16 protein-coding genes are annotated in these 17013 nt (G+C 53.9%); 7 read left to right on the forward strand and 9 right to left on the reverse strand.

Annotation, left to right across the window (positions count from 1 at the left end):
* Nucleotides 1-54: 54 nt before the first annotated feature.
* Complete coding sequence (locus tag ACTG3Z_RS00515) at nucleotides 55-375, reverse strand: DUF6280 family protein (RefSeq protein WP_085308147.1); 321 nt, start codon at nucleotides 373-375, stop codon at nucleotides 55-57.
* Between the two features lie 217 nt (nucleotides 376-592).
* On the opposite strand from ACTG3Z_RS00515, the gene efp reads away from it, so the two are divergent.
* Nucleotides 593-1156 (forward strand): elongation factor P, encoded by a 564-nt coding sequence (efp, locus tag ACTG3Z_RS00520; RefSeq protein ID WP_439140709.1) that lies wholly within the window; start codon nucleotides 593-595, stop codon nucleotides 1154-1156.
* A gap of 54 nt (nucleotides 1157-1210) precedes the next feature.
* On the opposite strand, the gene ygfZ is transcribed toward efp, so the two are convergent.
* Entirely contained in the window at nucleotides 1211-1957 is a 747-nt protein-coding gene (gene ygfZ, locus ACTG3Z_RS00525) for a CAF17-like 4Fe-4S cluster assembly/insertion protein YgfZ (protein WP_439140710.1), read from the reverse strand.
* A gap of 64 nt (nucleotides 1958-2021) precedes the next feature.
* On the opposite strand from ygfZ, the gene ACTG3Z_RS00530 reads away from it, so the two are divergent.
* On the forward strand, nucleotides 2022-2702 hold the full coding sequence (locus ACTG3Z_RS00530) for a TIGR04283 family arsenosugar biosynthesis glycosyltransferase (protein WP_439140711.1): 681 nt from the start codon (nucleotides 2022-2024) through the stop codon (nucleotides 2700-2702).
* Between the two features lie 50 nt (nucleotides 2703-2752).
* On the opposite strand, the gene ACTG3Z_RS00535 is transcribed toward ACTG3Z_RS00530, so the two are convergent.
* Both ACTG3Z_RS00535 and ACTG3Z_RS00540 read right to left on the reverse strand, forming a co-directional pair.
* Nucleotides 2753-4510 (reverse strand): ABC transporter ATP-binding protein, encoded by a 1758-nt coding sequence (locus ACTG3Z_RS00535; RefSeq protein ID WP_439140712.1) that lies wholly within the window; start codon nucleotides 4508-4510, stop codon nucleotides 2753-2755.
* Between the two features lies 1 nt (nucleotide 4511).
* Nucleotides 4512-5207, reverse strand: coding sequence for a tyrosine-protein phosphatase (locus ACTG3Z_RS00540; protein WP_439140713.1), 696 nt, complete (start codon nucleotides 5205-5207; stop codon nucleotides 4512-4514).
* A gap of 138 nt (nucleotides 5208-5345) precedes the next feature.
* Between ACTG3Z_RS00540 and ACTG3Z_RS00545 the strand changes: the two genes are divergently transcribed.
* Nucleotides 5346-6536, forward strand: a complete 1191-nt coding sequence (locus ACTG3Z_RS00545; protein ID WP_439140714.1) for a pyridoxal-phosphate-dependent aminotransferase family protein — start codon at nucleotides 5346-5348, stop codon at nucleotides 6534-6536.
* On the opposite strand, the gene ACTG3Z_RS00550 is transcribed toward ACTG3Z_RS00545, so the two are convergent.
* Nucleotides 6533-6721, reverse strand: a complete 189-nt coding sequence (locus ACTG3Z_RS00550) for a hypothetical protein (protein WP_439140715.1) — start codon at nucleotides 6719-6721, stop codon at nucleotides 6533-6535. The genes ACTG3Z_RS00545 and ACTG3Z_RS00550 overlap by 4 nt on opposite strands.
* Before the next feature lie 81 nt (nucleotides 6722-6802).
* On the reverse strand, nucleotides 6803-7909 hold the full coding sequence (locus tag ACTG3Z_RS00555; RefSeq protein WP_439140716.1) for a pyridoxal phosphate-dependent aminotransferase: 1107 nt from the start codon (nucleotides 7907-7909) through the stop codon (nucleotides 6803-6805).
* Nucleotides 7910-8005: 96 nt separating this feature from the next.
* On the opposite strand from ACTG3Z_RS00555, the gene ACTG3Z_RS00560 reads away from it, so the two are divergent.
* On the forward strand, nucleotides 8006-8167 hold the full coding sequence (locus ACTG3Z_RS00560) for a Tat pathway signal protein (protein WP_439140717.1): 162 nt from the start codon (nucleotides 8006-8008) through the stop codon (nucleotides 8165-8167).
* An 88-nt stretch (nucleotides 8168-8255) separates the two neighbouring features.
* Complete coding sequence (locus tag ACTG3Z_RS00565) at nucleotides 8256-9041, forward strand: crotonase/enoyl-CoA hydratase family protein (RefSeq protein ID WP_439140718.1); 786 nt, start codon at nucleotides 8256-8258, stop codon at nucleotides 9039-9041.
* A gap of 62 nt (nucleotides 9042-9103) precedes the next feature.
* Here ACTG3Z_RS00565 and ACTG3Z_RS00570 read toward each other — a convergent pair whose 3' ends face one another.
* Nucleotides 9104-12004 (reverse strand): valine--tRNA ligase, encoded by a 2901-nt coding sequence (locus ACTG3Z_RS00570; protein WP_439140719.1) that lies wholly within the window; start codon nucleotides 12002-12004, stop codon nucleotides 9104-9106.
* Nucleotides 12005-12143: 139 nt separating this feature from the next.
* Between ACTG3Z_RS00570 and ACTG3Z_RS00575 the strand changes: the two genes are divergently transcribed.
* Nucleotides 12144-14444: a xanthine dehydrogenase family protein molybdopterin-binding subunit gene (locus ACTG3Z_RS00575; RefSeq protein ID WP_439140720.1), complete on the forward strand. Its 2301-nt coding sequence runs from the start codon at nucleotides 12144-12146 to the stop codon at nucleotides 14442-14444.
* A complete protein-coding gene (locus tag ACTG3Z_RS00580) occupies nucleotides 14431-15528 on the forward strand; it encodes a DUF2235 domain-containing protein (RefSeq protein WP_439140721.1) in 1098 nt (365 codons plus the stop codon). Before ACTG3Z_RS00575 ends, ACTG3Z_RS00580 begins: the two co-directional genes overlap by 14 nt.
* Here the strand turns inward: ACTG3Z_RS00580 and ACTG3Z_RS00585 are convergent.
* Nucleotides 15525-16001 (reverse strand): PaaI family thioesterase, encoded by a 477-nt coding sequence (locus ACTG3Z_RS00585; RefSeq protein WP_375265464.1) that lies wholly within the window; start codon nucleotides 15999-16001, stop codon nucleotides 15525-15527. The two genes, ACTG3Z_RS00580 and ACTG3Z_RS00585, sit on opposite strands and share 4 nt — an antisense overlap.
* 59 nt (nucleotides 16002-16060) lie before the next feature.
* Complete coding sequence (metF, locus tag ACTG3Z_RS00590) at nucleotides 16061-17008, reverse strand: methylenetetrahydrofolate reductase [NAD(P)H] (RefSeq protein ID WP_439140722.1); 948 nt, start codon at nucleotides 17006-17008, stop codon at nucleotides 16061-16063.
* Between the last annotated feature and the right edge of the window lie 5 nt (nucleotides 17009-17013).

Below are 17013 nucleotides of genomic sequence, written 5' to 3' on the forward strand. Positions count from 1 at the left end.
AAACGCCCCCGAGAGCAGATCGGAGGCGTTAACAATTTAGCTTTATAAAATCTGCTAAGCGGCTTCTGCCTGCTGTGCAGCATTGCGGCGCTCTGACTCTTCGCGCGACAAAGCAACGGATGTACGGACACCCTTGGAAACGAAATCCATCAAGCCTGTAACAACACGCTCATTTGGGTCAATCCCTGCGCACGACAGCACTTCACGACCATCGCGTGAGCGCGCCCAGCGAGCGATTTGCTCAGGACCATTTCCGTATTTCTTATCGTCGGCGATTGCATCATCGAGAGCTGCTAGAACGACCGCTGCAAACAGCTTGCGGGCGCGATTGCCTTGCTCGGAATTGTATGCAGTACCGTCTACGAAATCTCGCATATTTCGATCCTTATTCTTGCTCTTGTGTTTCCGGCGTAGAGGCTCTTATGACTCATCCTCTCCGATTCGGATACCCTCATATTGCATAGCACTTATGCAAAAATCACATGGCTTGCTGCAGTTGCAGCACGACATATAGCGTTCTTGCACCGGTGCCTTAGGCTAGATATAGGAAGCCCGAAGACTTCATCAACCTTTTGACATGGTTTTGACACATATGCCCAAGATTAACGGAAACGAGATTCGCCCTGGAAACGTCCTTGAACACAACGCGGGCCTTTGGGCTGCGGTGAAGGTGGATCATGTGAAACCCGGAAAAGGTGGCGCATTTGCACAGGTCGAAATGCGAAATCTGCGCAATGGCTCTAAATTGAACGAACGCTTTCGCAGCGCCGACAAGGTCGAGCGCGTGCGCCTAGAACAGAAAGACCAGCAGTTTTTGTATGAAAGTGATGGTATGCTTGTGTTCATGGATACCGAAACCTACGAGCAAATTGAATTGCCCGCAGAGTTGCTAGGAGACCGTCGTCCGTTCTTGCAAGATGGTATGACAATCGTAGTGGAATTCCATGAAGCTGAGGCGTTGCACGCAACGATCCCGCAAAAGGTGACCTGCAAGATTGTTGAGACAGAGCCTGTTGTCAAAGGCCAAACAGCCGCGAATAGTTTCAAGCCTGCGATCTTGGAAAATGGCGTCAAAGTCATGGTTCCACCGTTTGTCGGTCAGGACGAAAGCATCGTCGTGAACACGGATACGATGGAATACTCCGAACGCGCATAAGTTTGCGTTTTTAGGGCAGAGCGTCAAAGCTCACCCGTGAGTTTGATATGACACTTAAGGCGCGTAGGTAATCTGCGCGTCTTTTGCATTTAAAGGGCCTGTTGCGCGATCAAAACGCAGATAGGCAAGTGCTTGTGTTGAACTTTGAGTAAACAAAGTACCCGCTGTTTTGCCATCCGCTGTCGTGATGTCCGTGCCGATAGGCGCAGAGCCTTCGATCTGGACCCGCGCAAGCCCTTTTTTAAGCTCTGTCTTGTGCTTCATGCGCGCAGTCACTTCTTGCCCAACATAACAGCCTTTCTTGAAGTCGACGCCGTTTAGCTGCTCAAATCCCATTTCTAAGATGTAGCTGTCAGAGCTAAGTTCGATCCCTGTCTGTGGGATCATATGTTCAACATTCAACGCAGCCCAATCAACCGTGGCATCGCCCGCACGTCCATCATAAGCGCGCCAACCAAGGGCGTCGCTGCGCGGATCGAGGAAAGCCCCATCCTCGAGGGTACCAAGGCCACGTGACACAGTGCGCGGGTCATTTTCGATCACGACATCCGCACGTAGCTTATACATAGAGAGACGTTTGGCGAGCATTTCGGTCTGATCTTCATGTGTATCTAGGATCAGATCAGCGCCCTCTTTGAACACGAAAAAGTCCGCAAGGTATTTCCCCTGTGGCGAAAGGATCGCAGTATAGACAAGCCCTTGATTGACTTTCTGAATGTCATTTGTGATCAGGCCTTGTAGAAAATCACTCGCATCAGCGCCGGACAGGCGCAGCAAACGGCGTTTGTGAGTGTTGGACATTTCGGCCTCCCTTGGGTTTAGGGTGATATAGGCGGATCTGGCCGAAGTGAGAAGAGGCAGAACCATGCGCGCGCCAATTTCGGTCGTGATTCCAACATTGAATGCGCAAGCGCATTTGGCAGGCTGCGCCGCTGCCTTGGTGGAGGGCGTGGAGGCCGGGCTCATTCGCGAGCTGATCATCAGCGATGGTGGCTCAAGCGACGATACAAAAGAAATTGCGCTAGGCATCGGGGCGGAATGGGTGTCTGGTGAAGCCTCACGCGGGGGGCAATTGCGCCGCGGCTGCGCCGAAGCACGTGGCGTCTGGCTTTTGGTTCTGCACGCCGATACCCAGTTAGAGGCGGGGTGGAGCGATGCGGTTCGCGCGCATTTACAGCGCCAAGAGGCTGGGTATTTTCGTCTAAAATTTGCAAGCCGTGGTTTGGCCGCGCGTGTTGTTGCAGAATGGGCAAATCTGCGTTCGAGGGTGTTTGGCTTGCCCTATGGTGATCAAGGCTTGTTCATTTCACGCGAGCTTTATGACAACGTCGGCGGCTTTGCGAATATCGCATTGATGGAAGATGTTGCAATGGCGCGTGCACTCAAAGGGCGCTTAACAGCGCTTGATGGTGTTGCAGTGACCAGTGCAGAAAAATATGAGCGTTCAGGTTGGGTAGGTCGTGGCACGCGTAATCTGTGGACTTTGATACAGTATTTTGCGGGCGTGCCCGTTGACGGGTTGGTGCGCACTTACCGCAAGCCTTAGCGCGGGTTGCGCGTTCGGATGAGTTTATTTGGAAAAATGAAGCATAGGCCTTAGTGCTCTGATTGGAGCCGGTGCAAAGACGCATAGACCTTGTTCAGAGCCACCAATTCATCATGCGTGCCGCTTTCAACAACTTTGCCTGCATCCATCACAATGATCTGATCTGCGCCTCGAATGGTGGATAGGCGGTGCGCGATAACAAGCGTGGTGCGCCCTATCGATAGGCGCTCAAGAGCGGCTTGCACAACCGCCTCTGATTGGGCGTCAAGCGCGGACGTGGCTTCATCAAGCAGCAAAATCGGCGTATCGCGCAAGAGAGCTCGCGCAATCGCAACGCGTTGGCGTTGGCCACCTGACAGAGCAGACCCGCGTGGGCCAACAGCCGTGTCGAGGCCGTTTGGAAGCTGAGCGAGGAAGTCTGAGACATGGGCAGCCTCAAGCACGTCATCAAGCTGCGCATCAGACACGTCTGTTCGCCCAAGCAAGATGTTTTCGCGCAGGGTTTCATCAAACAATAGCGCGTCTTGGGACACCACGGAAAAGAGATCACGCAAGTCGTTGAGTGCCATATGCGTGACTGGGATGTGCCCAATTTTAGCGCTCCCATTCTGGGGGTCTGTCAAACGCGTTAGCACATTGAATATTGTGGATTTCCCCGCGCCAGAAGAGCCAACGAGCGCAGTGGTTTTACCTGCCGGGACGTGAAAGCTTGTGCCCCGCAAAACCGGTGTGTCGCCGTAACTTAGATGAACATCATCTAAGGTGATCTCAGGTGTGCCAGTGGGCGGCGCAACAGGATTGGGCGGCGTTTTGTGAACCGGCTCTAACGCGAGCAGTTCCATCACACGCTCAATACCAGCAGCGGCGGCCTCCCACACACCTGTAATCGTACCGAGGCGGCGTAATGGTTCGAAAGCAAAGCCGAGGGCCGTAAAGAAGGCCATGAATTCGCCAACGGTCTTTTCACCCGAAATGATCTCACCACCACCATAAATAAGGACGCCGAGAAAGCCGACGCCTGACATTGCATCAATCAAGCCGGGGATAGAGGCTGTTCCGAGTGAGGTTTTTACTTCAATTTCAACACGCTCGCGATTGAGCTGACCGTAATGGCGGGTTTGATACTCTTCAAGGCGGTTGAGCTTTACGGGAACAATGCCGTGGAAAACCTCATCAAGACGCCCTGACTGGCGCGCGGCGACCTGATGGGCGGTGCGGCTGTTGCGACGCACAAAGCGCTGTGCGACGAGAGATGGAAGCACGAGCAAAGGCACACCGACCAGCGCCACGGCTGTCCAGCGCCAATCAACGCTCATTGCAACGCCAAAGAGCACAACAACAGCGACAAGATCACGACCAGCCCCTGTGATAATCGCGTTCCAAACATGGCTAACAGCGGAAACATCGCCGATCACACGTTGCATCAACGTGCCGGGGGCATTTACTTGGTGAAAGCTAACATCAAGGCGCATCAAATGGCTGAGAAGATCGCCGCGCATGTCTGCTTCGGATTGCTGCGAAATGCGTGTGAGGATGACTTTCTGTATAACCGATGCTCCGGCGCGCACCAAGAAGATGCCAAGAATAACAAGACCAACCCACCAAAGCGCTGATTGATCTCCTGCAAGGAAGACCAAGTCGAACATGGGCTTCATCATCCAGCTTAAAAAGCCAAGCATCGAGCCTTCAAGAGCCATGAAGAAGGTTGCGACAAGCAACATGACCCAATGGCGGCTCAAATAGCTGCGCCATAGCCAGCTCAGAAGTGTCCGGCTGGTTTGATGTGGTGTTGTGTCGGGCTCTGACATGTCAGGCAATCTCTGCGGGTGGCGTCTTGCTGTCAAAGCCGTTTTGGATCACGTCGTTGTCATATTCTGTGCGGATCCACGTCTCAAAGTCGATATCGCTTTTTGCTTGGCGCGCTTCAAAGACATCTAGAATGTAGTCTTGAACCCCAGTTTTGCCCCACTTCAGGTGGATAAACTTCAAAGAAAGCTGCTCACGCGCTTTTTGCACGGGAACATCGTCGAAAATCATCTGATACATCGCAGCACAAAAGCCGGCACGGTCAGCACCGGATTTGCAGTGAAACATCATTGGCTTTGGCACGGTGCGCATCAGGTCGATCACTGCCACGATATTTTCGCGATTGGCGGCAGAGCGCGCCCAGAGGACCGTGCTATAAAGCTCGATGCCAAGCATATCACAGCTTTCTTTCTCGAAGAGGTAATGACATTGCAGATCAACACCGCGCAGGTTGATCACAGAGCGAATACCCATATCGCGGTACTTCAAGAAGCGTTTGTGTGTCGGTTGATTGGAGCGCCAAACATCCTTGGAGACATGATAGAAATTTGTCCAGACCGCGCGCAAGAAGGCGTGATCAAACATGTTGTAATGCCAAACGGATTTGCGCCGCTCTATTGGGTCGGTGATATTGCGCCCGAAGGAATAGCGCCACTGGCGTTCTTTTTCGTCCAGTGTTTTCGCAAGTTTTTTAAGCATCACGCCGCCTCGTGCCTTTGATATCTTTGCGCATGTAGCCTTAGCGCGCTGTGCCTGCAAGGTTTGAGCGTCGAGCACTTGGTTGACGGCAGGGGACGTGGGGCTAGTGTCACGCGCAACCTACTTTGGAGCAAATGTATGTCCCTTGCGCACGGCCGTCCCTATCTTGCTATTCCTGGCCCGTCCGTCGTGCCTGACGTTGTCTTGCGTGCTATGCACCGCGCGTCGCCCAATATTTACGAGGGTGAGTTAGTGAAGATGACAGCCGGGATCATTCCTGATTTGCTCCGCGTCGCGCGTACGCAGCACCATGTCGCGATCTACATGGGCAATGGTCATGCCGCTTGGGAGGCTGCGCTGAGCAATGTGATTGCGCCCGATGATCTCGTTCTTGTCCCATCAACCGGGCGCTTTTGTGTTGGGTGGGGCGAAATGGCCGAAGGGCTTGGCGCGAATGTTGAACTGCTGGATTTTGGTGTGAAAACCCCAATGGATGCGGAGCAGATCGAAGCGCGGCTGCGTGCTGATAAGGACCACAAGATCAAAGCTGTACTCGCGGTCCATGTGGACACGTCCACATCAATCAAAAATGACATTGCGTCTGTACGCGCAGCGATTGATGCGGCAGGGCACCCCGCACTTTTGATGGCGGATTGCATTGCGTCCTTGGGGTGTGATCGCTTTGAGATGGACGCTTGGGGCGTTGATGTGATGGTAACGGCGAGCCAAAAGGGGCTGATGGTCACACCGGGTTTAGGCTTTGTGTTTTTCAACGATAAAGCCGCGGCAGTCCGCGATGCGATGCCGCGTGTTAGCCGTTATTGGAACTGGGTGCCACGGGCTAATCCAACGCAGTTCTTTGAATATTTTGGCGGCACGGCACCCACTCATTTGCTCTATGGTTTGCGTGCAGCGCTTGATCTGATCCACGATGAGGGGATGGAGGCCGTTTGGCTCAGACACGAAAAACTGGCCACAGCCATTTGGTCTGCATGCGAAGCTTGGGGGCAGAATGGTTCGCTTACGCTGAATGTTGCGGATCGTGCGCATCGCTCGCATGCTGTCACGGCGTTACGTCTTGGCGCGCCACATGGCAAAGATTTGCGCCGTTGGACTGAACATCAAGCTGGGCTCACGCTTGGCATCGGGCTTGGCATGTCAGAAGACGGCGACCCATTGGGGGATGGTTTTTTCCGCATAGGCCATATGGGTCATGTGAACGCGCATATGGTGTTGGGCGGTTTGGCCACGATGCAGGCGGGCTTTGATGCGCTTGATATTCCTTACGGTGCAGGTGCGCTGGATGCAGCAGCCAAGGCGCTGGCTTAGCGTCGTGTCCGTGCGAGGCGAAGATCGAGCCATTTGATTGCTTGATAGACTGACGCGCTTAGCAAAAGTGCGGCGATGAAGCCCTTCCAAGCCCAAATGGCGATCATAATCCAAAGTAAGTTCACAAATCCCATCACCAGGCAGGTGTTGGTGTAATTCTCAACTTCTTGCGGATAGTGGCGCACGAGATTTTCCTTTCTGCGGATCGCTTTATCAATAACGATACCGCAGAAATCTATAATGTCAGGTAACTTTTTACGGTGCGATCAAAGACGCGCAGTGTTCAGCGCGATTGGAAGCGCTTTTGCGACCAAGCCCATTTCAGCCTCTGGTCCACAACTTATTCTGATGCAGCGATCTTGGGGCGCGACGAACGGCATGCGCACAAAGACACCTTGCGCGATCATGCTGGCCAATACGGCGCGCGCAAAATCACCATCTGAACCACAGTCTATCGCAACAAAATTGGTTGCTGAAGGAATGCAGTGCAGCGAATTGTCAGCCGCAATTTGGCCAAGCCTTTGCTTTGATGCGTCTACTTGTGTTTGAATAGTGTGCAACCCTGCTTGATCTTTGAGTGCAGCCAATGCTGCAATTTGTGCCAAACGGTTCATTCCAAAATGGTTGCGAATCTTCTCGAACGCGCGGATCAGCTCACTCGCACCCAATGCATACCCAACGCGCATGCCCGCAAGCCCGTAGCCTTTGGAAAAGGTGCGCATTCGGATGACACCGGGATGCTCGATATCCAGTTTTGGGATGGCCTCAGCCGGGGCGAGATCGATGTAGGCTTCATCAAGAAGCAACACACAGCCTTCAGGAAGTTTGGTGACCATCTCTTCGATCACATCGCCCTTGTGCCACGTTCCCATCGGATTGTCGGGGTTAGACAGGTATATCAGTTTCGCGCCTACTTCGTGCGCTTTGGCGAGCAAGACATCCGGATCTTCATGATCATCTTTGTAGGGCACTTTGTTTAATGTGCCGCCAAAACCGGCCACGTGGTAATTGAACGTTGGATACGCGCCATCAGAGGTCACAACGTGATCCCCATCACTCACTAGCAAGCGCACCAAATAGCCGAGCAAACCGTCAATGCCTTCGCCAACGACTATATTGCTTAATTCAATCCCATGATGGCCGGCAATGGCGCAGCGCAAGTCATAGCTTTCGGGTTCGCCATACATCCAAGCTTGGTCGGCATTTGCTTTCATCGTTTCCAAAACCAGTGGGGCGGGGCCAAAGCCGTTTTCGTTTGCGCCAAGTCTTGCATCAAAGACGCCACCGCGTGCGCGCTCTTGCGCTTCGGGGCCAACGAAAGGGACAGAAGCAGGCAAAGTCTGCGCTAGGGCGGTGTATCTGGGATAGCTCATATCAGACTGCGTAAAACGAGAAGGTAAAGGTGACAAGGTTGAAAATAGTGCATCGCGCCCCCACATGAGAATCACTCGCAACTAGAGGGGCGCATTATGAAACTGACACGCAGAGGCTTTATCGCCAGCGCGGTCGCGGCAGGCGCTGTGCGTAGCGCACCGCAAATTGCAGCAAAGACCAGTGGACGCCGGATATTGACGTTGGTCTATGATAAATCGCTTGGAATGATGCGCGCTGTCGAGCGGGTCGTGCCATAGGCGCGTCATTCACCATGTGCCCTCACGTTCTGCTTTTCTTTGAGGTGCGCTTGCGGCTAGCGTGCTCCGAGACATTAGGGAGCCAACCATGCCGCGCGTTACAACAACCATAGAAGATCATGTCGCTCACGTAGAGCTTTCGCGTCCAGAGAAAATGAACGCTGTTGATCCTGCGATGCTGGAAGGTGTTATTGAGGCTGGCGAGGCTTTGCGGGGTCGCGCAGACGTGCGTGCTGTGGTGTTGTCTGGGCAGGGCAATGCATTTTGCGCAGGTCTGGACGTTGCAAGCTTTGGTGTACTCGCCAGTGGTGATCCAGCTGAAATCATGATGCCGCGCACCTATGGTCCTTCGAACGATTATCAACACGTCTCACTGATTTGGAAGCAGCTTGAGATGCCCGTCATCGCAGCCCTTCAAGGTGTATGTTTCGGGGCTGGTTTGCAGATTGCGTCTGGTGCTGATATTCGGATCGCTGCGCCTGACACCCGTATGTCTATTTTGGAAATGAAATGGGGATTGGTGCCAGACATGGGCGGTATGGTGCTTTGGCCTGCTTTGATGCGTGCAGATGTGCTACGTCGATTAACCTACACCGGTGAAGAATTTTCAGGCGCGGATGCGCAAGGCTATGGCCTTGTCACAGAGATTAATCAGGATCCCGTGCAGCGCGCACTTGAGTTGGCAAACCTTATTGCGCTTAAAAGTCCATCGGCCGTGCGCGCGGGCAAAGCATTGGTGAGCTACGCTTACGAGAATAACGCGCAAGACACGCTCTTAGAAGAGTCGCGCGCGCAATCATCGTTGGTTGGGACACCGCATCAAATGGAAGCGGTGATGTCGAACATGCAAAAGCGCATGCCTGTGTACAAGTAAGTGCTTTTGCGAAAGCACTTCCCAAGCCTTTTTGCAAAAAGGCTTGGGGCACGCTGCTTCATTTAGCCGATTTCTTCCAAACGCGCATAAGCATCCTTTAGCTTGGCCTCTTCGGCTTCGCGTAGACTTAGGTTTTGCTTGGTTTCTTCGAGAACTTCCGCAGGCGCACTTTCTGCGAATTTTGGATTGTTCAAACGTCCGCGCAAACCGCCAAGTTCCTTGGCGAGTTTTCCAAGCGTCTTCTCAAGGCGGGCCTTTTCAGCCGCAACATCAATGACGCCTTCCAAAGGCAGACCAAATGTGCCGCCAGAGATCGCCAAAGCAACCGTGCCTTTTGGCAGGTCTTCAACATGCGCGATGCTTTCAATCCGCGCAAACCGCATAATCAACGCCTCATTCTGCGCCCAGGCAGCCTTGGCAGCGTCGTCCATGTCTTTGACAACCAACGGAATAAATGCACCAGCGGGGACATTCATCTGCGCGCGTGCGGAGCGGATCGCTTCGATCATCGCGACTGTCCAGCTCAGGTCTGCATCTGCTTGGGGATCAACGAGATCGGCTGCCGTGTAGCTCGGCCAAGGTGCGTGCACCAACATTGTTGGGCGCGCTTTCTGGCCCCAGATTTCTTCGGTCACGAAAGGCATGATCGGATGGAGCATGATCAAGATTTGATCCAGCGCCCATGCATATGTTGCCTTCGTTTCTGCCGCTTCCTCTGTCGTGCCGTCGTCCATAACGGGTTTGGTGAACTCGAGATATTGTGAGCAGAATGTGTTCCACGTGAAGGCATAAAGCGCATTGGCCGCATCGTTGAAGCGGTAGGCCGCCAAAGCATCATCAACAGTCTCGCGGGTTTTGGCGACTTCGCCTTTGATCCACTTGTTAAGCGGCAAGTTTGTTTCTGGGATCGCATCGGAATGGGGCACGTCGAACGTGCCTTTGAAATCACCGTAAGTGGCCGCGTTCCAGAGTTTGGTCACGAAGTTGCGATAGCCTTCGATGCGTTTTGTGTCGAGTTTCAACACACCGCCCAAAGACGCCATCGACGCATTGGTAAAGCGCAGCGCATCCGCGCCGTATTCGTCGATGATTTCAAGCGGGTCCACTACGTTGCCGGTGGATTTGGACATCTTCTTGCCTTTGGCATCGCGCACGAGGCCGTGGAGGTAGACTGTGTCAAACGGCACTTCATCCACGACCGCGAGCTGCATCATCATCATGCGCGCGACCCAGAAGAACAGGATGTCTTGACCTGTGATCAGGGTCGAGGTCGGGAAGTATTTGCTCAGCTCTTCCGTCTGCTCGGGCCAGCCAAGCGTACCGATGGGCCAGAGGCCGGACGAGAACCATGTGTCCAGAACATCAGGGTCTCGGCGTAGCTCGACGCCGTCGCCTGCGAGGGCTTGCGCCTCTGCCTCGTTCGCTGCGCAATACTGATTGTCATCGCCGTCAAACCAAACAGGAACCTGATGTCCCCACCAAAGCTGACGCGAGATGCACCACGGCTCAATGTTCTCAAGCCAGTGGAAATACACCTTCTTGTCACTCTCCGGCATGATCTTCGTTGCGCCAGAACGCACAGCCTCCAAAGCGGGCTCAACAATCTTGGAAGTTTCAACGAACCACTGATCGGTCAGCATAGGTTCGATCACCACTTTAGAACGATCGCCAAACGGCTGCATGATCGGTTTTGCCTCAACGAAAGGCACGGAGGTCACAACCTCATTGCCGTCCTCATCCGTAGAAGTCTGATCCACCATCACGGCCAGACCTTCAGCCGAAATATCCGCAACCACTTTTTTGCGCGCTTCAAAGCGATCCATACCGCGATATTCATCGGGCACAAGGTTCATCGCCGCGATCATCGCCTCGTCGAACTCTTGTTCGCCATTGGCAATCGCTTGGGCCACAGCCGCTTCTTCCGCATATGGCTTGCCGTCAGAACGCATCGCCGCACGAGTATCCATCAGGTTATACATCGGAATGCCGCCGCGCTTGGCGACTTGGTAGTCGTTGAAATCATGCGCGCCAGTGATCTTCACCGCGCCAGAGCCGAAGTCCTTATCGGGATATTCATCCGTGATGATCGGGATCAAACGGCGATGCTCTTTCGGTCCAACGGGAATTTCACACAACATCCCAACAATCGGCGCGTAACGCTCATCACTTGGATGCACCGCAACCGCGCCATCGCCAAGCATCGTCTCAGGACGCGTGGTCGCGATGGAAATGTAGTCGCGCGTTTCACGAAGCGTTACTTCACCGTCTTCATTTTTCTCAATAAACTCATATGTCGCACCGCCTGCAAGAGGGTACTTAAAGTGCCACATGTGACCCGCAAATTCGATGTTCTCCACCTCAAGGTCGGAAATCGCAGTCTCGAAATGTGGATCCCAGTTCACCAAACGCTTGCCGCGATAGATCAGACCTTTGTTGTACATCTCAACAAAGACTTTGATCACTGCATCGTGGAAATTGCCGCCCGCGACGTCAGCAGGGGCGTTAGGTGCGCCAGACATGGTGAAGGCTTCGCGCTGCCAATCGCAAGACGCACCAAGACGTTTGAGCTGGTTGATAATCGTGCCGCCACTTTCGCCTTTCCACTCCCAGACTTTTTCTAGGAAGGCATCGCGCCCTAGTTCAACACGGCTTGGCTGCCCAGTTTCTGCTAGCTTGCGCTCCACCACCATTTGTGTGGCGATGCCCGCGTGATCTGTGCCCGGCTGCCATAAAGTATCAAAACCTTGCATGCGCTTCCAACGGATCATGATGTCCTGAAGCGTGTTGTTAAAGGCGTGACCGATGTGCAGGACACCCGTGACATTGGGGGGCGGGATCATGATGCAAAAGGTTGACGCCTCTGGCTTGGCGTTGGCACCAGCTTTAAAGCAGCCTGCCTTTTCCCAAGCGTCATAAAGACGGGTTTCAGCGGTGCTCGCGTCGAAATTCTTTTCCATAGCCATGAGATCGGCGTCCTTGCATGCAATTGGGTGTTTGCGCTCTGATAAACAAAGCGCGGCCAAAGGAAAAGCCAATCTGGACATCTGTTGCACTTGGCTTAGGGTTAATGTTCACAGCGGTGCGCAACGCAGGGAGCACAAAATGGAAAAGTTCGGTAAAAGTCAGGCAGTGAAACGCACTGAGGATATTCGCTTTCTCACCGGAGAAGGGCGCTATGTCGATGATATTACACCTGAAAATGCGCTCTTTGGCTATGTGCTGCGCTCGTCTGCGGCGCATGGCGATATCGCCGAGCTCAACGTCGATGATGCACGCGAGGCAGACGGGGTTCATCTGGTTCTAACTGCGGATGATTTGCTCGCTGATGGCAATGTGCTGCCGATGGCGGCCAGTTTGCTCAAAAACCGCGATGGCGAAAGCTCTGCCGCGCCTGAACGGCCTTTGTTAGCGCAGGGTCGCGTGCGATTTGTGGGCGAGCCGATCGCGATGATCTTTGCGGAAACTCTACAACAGGCCAAAGACGCCGCTGAGCTTGTTGAGTTGGATATCGATGATTTGCCAGTACATCTTGAACTTGGCACAGGGGGCGACCCGATTCATGCTGAAGCGCCTGACAATCGCGCGTTTGACTGGGGCCTTGGCAATGAGGATGCATTTACAGAGGCTTTCGCCAATGCAGCGCATAAAGTCACCTGCGAGATCGAAGACAATCGCGTCATCGTTAATTCGATGGAACCGCGTGGATGCTATGCGGAATGGGACGACGGTCGGGTCCATGTCGCGATCAACGGGCAGGGGGTTTGGGCCCCCAAAGGGCAAATCGCCAAACATATGGGGCTGGATCCTGAAAACGTGCGCGTCACCAATCCGGACACGGGCGGCGGGTTTGGCATGAAAGCGATGATGTATCCCGAATACGCAATTTGTGGCATGGCTGCACGTAAACTCGGGCAACCTGTGCGCTGGATGTCGGAGCGGACGGAAGCGATGCTCAGCGACAATGCTGGGCGTGATTTGGTGAGCCATGTGGAGATGGGCTTTGATGCGGATCACAAGCTAGTGGCCTATAAGGTCCACTCCGTGGCCAATATGGGCGCGTATAACTCCCAGTTCGCGCAACCAATTCAAACGGTTTTATTCTCCAAAGTCTTAACGGGCTGTTATGATGTGCAGGCGGTCTATCTGCATGTGGAGGGGGTTTATACCAACACCACTCAAGTGGATGCGTATCGCGGTGCTGGACGGCCAGAGGCGATTTACGTGCTAGAACGTTCTATGGATTACGCAGCACGCGCACTGGGTGCGGACCCTTGGGAATTGCGTCGCCGTAATTTCATTGCCCCTGATAACTTTCCCTACGTCACTGCGTCTGGGGTCACCTATGACATCGGCGATTTCAATCGCGTCCTGACTGTTGCGCAAAGCAAGAGCGATCACGCGGGCTACGCAAGCCGTCGCAACGCGAGTGCGGCCAAAGGTATGCTGCGCGGCATGGGGATATGTTACTATATTGAAAGTATTTTGGGCGATCCTTCGGAGACCAGCAAAGTGGTGTTCTTTGAAGAAGAGGGTCGCGTAAGTATTTATGTGGGGACACAAAGCAACGGGCAGGGCCATGAAACGGTCTATGCACAGTTCTTGTCAGACCAAACAGGTATCCCTGTGGACCGCATCGATGTGATCCAAGGCGACAGCGACCGCATTGCGACGGGCGGCGGAACTGGTGGTTCTCGCTCGGTAACAGTTCAAAACACGGCCACACTTGCGAGTGTGGAAAAGATGATCGCCCAATTTACGCCATTCTTAGCTGAAAAGATGGGCGTGAGTAAGGAAGAAGTCATGTTTGACGATGAAGCATTCCGCAGCGATGGCTCTAACCTGAGCTTTACGATGATCGAAGCGGCAGAATTGGCAAAGACGGAGGGGCAGGAAGAGCTGTTAACCTCTGAAGCACGCATCACGCTTTCGGCACAATCGTTCCCGAATGGCGCGCATCTGGCAGAGGTGGAGATCGATCCTGAAACAGGGGTTGTCACGGTAGATCGCTACACTGTCGTTGACGATTTTGGTAATCTTATCAATCCGATGCTGGTCGCAGGCCAAGTGCACGGCGGTATCGCGCAGGGCCTTGGTCAAGCGCTGACAGAGCGGGCAGTGTTTGATGAAGACGGCCAGTTGCTCACAGCAAGTTTTATGGACTACGCCATGCCGCGCGCGGATGATGTGCCTATGATTTCATTTTCGACAGAAGCGGTGCCCACATCGACCAACCCTATGGGGATGAAAGGGTGTGGCGAAGCCGGAACCGTCGGGTCTATGGCGGCGATTGCGAATGCTGTGCAGGACGCGGTTGCACCTTTGGGCATTGATCGTGTTGATATGCCCTTCACGCCACATCGGATGTGGCAAATATTGAACGCTCAGCGAATTGCGGCTGAGTAAACGCATATCCCTTTGGCTCAGCGGCGCACTGCGTCGTCGCCGCCAAAGTCCGCGTTCTGCGGCGCATGAGCCGCAAACCCACGTGGTTATTCTGGATGGCACGATGTCCTCTCTTGATGAGGGGCATGAAACGAATGCAGGTCGCACATATAAAATTTTGCGTGAAGCTAACCCAGACTTGTCGCTTTATTATGAAGCAGGCGTGCAATGGCGCGGACTTCGTTCTGCGCCAGATGTGATGATGGGGCGGGGCATAAACCGCCAAATCAGACGTGCTTACGGATTTCTTGCGTCGCGGTATCGCGCGGGGGATCGGATCTTTTTGCTGGGGTATTCACGGGGTGCTTATGCTGCGCGCTCGCTTGCAGGGGTGATAGATCGCGTTGGATTGCTGACAGCGGAACAGGCAATTGAGCGCAATATTCGCAGCATTTATCGCATCTATGAAGAGGGAGACGCGTTAATTGAGGCGGAAACCTTCGTGAAAACACATTGCCACCCTGAAGCCCCCATCGAAATGGTTGGCGTTTGGGATACGGTTAAAGCGCTGGGTGTTGGCCTGCCGGTGCTCTGGCGATGGAGCGCGCCAAAGCATGCGTTTCACAATCATGAACTTGGCCGCTCGATCCGGCATGGGTTTCACGCACTCGCACGCGATGAGACGCGCAACAGTTATGAACCCGTCCTGTGGACCTGTCCTGATGATTGGCAGGGGCGTATTGAACAAGTTTGGTTTCCGGGCACCCATGGCGATGTAGGCGGGCAGTTGCTTGGCTTTGAAGCCGCGCGCCCTTTGGCGAATATCCCGCTTGTTTGGATGTTGGAACGGATCGAGAGCTGTGGCTTAGAGTTACCCGATAATTGGCGCGCGCGCTTTGAGCAAAACGCGACCGCCCCCTCTGCCAGCACTTGGCGTGGGTTTGGAAAGCTGTTTTTGTCGCGCAAAAGACGTGTCGTAGAAGGGGATCGTTGCGAGCGTTTGCATCACTCGGTCTATACGCGTGAACGTCGCGATCCACCTGCGTCCGAACAGGGCCTAAGCGCTAGAATAAGGCGTCGTCTGCGCCGGCCGAGCAGGGCTTAAGGTGTCAAAATGATGCAGGTTGTGGAGCCCGTGGCGTAAAGCTTGCCATCCGCGACGCCGCGAATTTCACCATGCGAAATGCCTGTGGAGCGTCCTGCGTGATCGATTGTTCCAATGCAATCCACTTCCATCCCAAGTGGGATGGAGCGCAGAATATTTACCTTATATTCCAATGTTGTATATCCGCTGCCCCTCGGAACTTTTGTCATCACAGCACACGCCATGGCGCTATCAAGGAGGGTGCCGTACCAACCGCCGTGCACCGTGCCCATGGGGTTGCAATGATCAAACAGTGGGCTTCCGCGAAAAATGATGTGGCCATCGCCCACATCCTGCAATTTGTAATTCAGCGTTTTGCCCATGGGCGGGGCCGGATAATCACCGTCCAGAATACCCTGCATATAATCGCGCCCAGAGAGTTTGAGCGCATCCGCAACGCTTAACAGGTCGTCGGGTCCTTGAGCGTAGAGCATCGCAATGCCTCCTAGTTTACGCTCAGGCTAAAAGCTGCGGTGCTCCGCTTCAATCGCTGTTACGCAACGTTCTGTAAATCAACCTGAGGTACGACCCCGAGCGCATGACACACATCGCGCGTCAATTCCGGACGGTTGAGGGTGTAAAAATGTAGTGCATCGACGCCCTCGCTCATCAGATCAGAGCAGAGTTCTGTGCAAATTGCTGTCGCAAGAAGGTCACTTCTGCCATCACGCTCTGCCTTCTCAAAAGCGTCTTCGAGCCACACTGGCACGGCTGTGCCGCAGCGCTTGGCGAAGTTGCGGGTTCCCTTCCAATTCTCAATCGGCAAAATGCCGGGCAAGATCGGGGCATCTATCCCAGCTTTGGCGCATTCGTCGCGGAACCTTAGAAACGTATCCGCTTCGAAGAAAAACTGGGTGATGGCCTCATCCGCGCCCGCATCTATCTTGGCTTTGAGCCAATCAACATCTGCTTGCGCGCTAGGGGCTTCAGGGTGGCGATCAGGGTAAGCGCCTACGCGTATTTTGAAATCACCAGTTGCAGCAAGCGCTTCGATCAGCTCAAGCGAATTCGCAAATCCCCCATCGCATGGTGTGAAAGTGGCTTCGCCTTTCGGCGCGTCACCGCGTAGCGCGACAATTTCTTTCACCCCTGCTTTGGCGAAATCTGCTGCAATTGCAAGGGTTTCTTCCTTGGTTGCGTTTACACAGGTCAAATGCGCGGCGACATTCAGACCACTGGATTTGTGCAGCGTCGCAACTGCGTCACGTGTCAAATCGCGCGTGGTGCCGCCAGCGCCATAGGTGACAGACACAAATGTCGGATCAAGCGGTGCCAAAGTTTGCACAGTGTCCCAAAGCCGAAAAGACGCTTCTAGGTTTTGAGGTGGGAAAAACTCAAATGAAACTGTCGGCGTGCTCATGTTTATCGCTTTCTTTATGAATTTCATTCTTGTTGCACAGCTTAAATTGTGAGACAACTTCATAACTTTCAACTCTATCATGAGGT

Source organism: Planktotalea sp. (genome assembly GCF_965659345.1).
GTDB lineage: Bacteria > Pseudomonadota > Alphaproteobacteria > Rhodobacterales > Rhodobacteraceae > Planktotalea.

What these genes read in the sequence shown, in the direction of transcription:
- ACTG3Z_RS00515 (WP_085308147.1), bottom strand. Translation starts at nt 375, where the DNA reads ATGCGAGATTTCGTAGACGGTACTGCATACAATTCCGAGCAAGGCAAT.
- efp (WP_439140709.1), top strand. Translation starts at nt 593, where the DNA reads ATGCCCAAGATTAACGGAAACGAGATTCGCCCTGGAAACGTCCTTGAA.
- ygfZ (WP_439140710.1), bottom strand. Translation starts at nt 1,957, where the DNA reads ATGTCCAACACTCACAAACGCCGTTTGCTGCGCCTGTCCGGCGCTGAT.
- ACTG3Z_RS00530 (WP_439140711.1), top strand. Translation starts at nt 2,022, where the DNA reads ATGCGCGCGCCAATTTCGGTCGTGATTCCAACATTGAATGCGCAAGCG.
- ACTG3Z_RS00535 (WP_439140712.1), bottom strand. Translation starts at nt 4,510, where the DNA reads ATGTCAGAGCCCGACACAACACCACATCAAACCAGCCGGACACTTCTG.
- ACTG3Z_RS00540 (WP_439140713.1), bottom strand. Translation starts at nt 5,207, where the DNA reads ATGCTTAAAAAACTTGCGAAAACACTGGACGAAAAAGAACGCCAGTGG.
- ACTG3Z_RS00545 (WP_439140714.1), top strand. Translation starts at nt 5,346, where the DNA reads ATGTCCCTTGCGCACGGCCGTCCCTATCTTGCTATTCCTGGCCCGTCC.
- ACTG3Z_RS00555 (WP_439140716.1), bottom strand. Translation starts at nt 7,909, where the DNA reads ATGAGCTATCCCAGATACACCGCCCTAGCGCAGACTTTGCCTGCTTCT.
- ACTG3Z_RS00560 (WP_439140717.1), top strand. Translation starts at nt 8,006, where the DNA reads ATGAAACTGACACGCAGAGGCTTTATCGCCAGCGCGGTCGCGGCAGGC.
- ACTG3Z_RS00565 (WP_439140718.1), top strand. Translation starts at nt 8,256, where the DNA reads ATGCCGCGCGTTACAACAACCATAGAAGATCATGTCGCTCACGTAGAG.
- ACTG3Z_RS00570 (WP_439140719.1), bottom strand. Translation starts at nt 12,004, where the DNA reads ATGGCTATGGAAAAGAATTTCGACGCGAGCACCGCTGAAACCCGTCTT.
- ACTG3Z_RS00575 (WP_439140720.1), top strand. Translation starts at nt 12,144, where the DNA reads ATGGAAAAGTTCGGTAAAAGTCAGGCAGTGAAACGCACTGAGGATATT.
- ACTG3Z_RS00585 (WP_375265464.1), bottom strand. Translation starts at nt 16,001, where the DNA reads ATGCTCTACGCTCAAGGACCCGACGACCTGTTAAGCGTTGCGGATGCG.
- metF (WP_439140722.1), bottom strand. Translation starts at nt 17,008, where the DNA reads ATGATAGAGTTGAAAGTTATGAAGTTGTCTCACAATTTAAGCTGTGCA.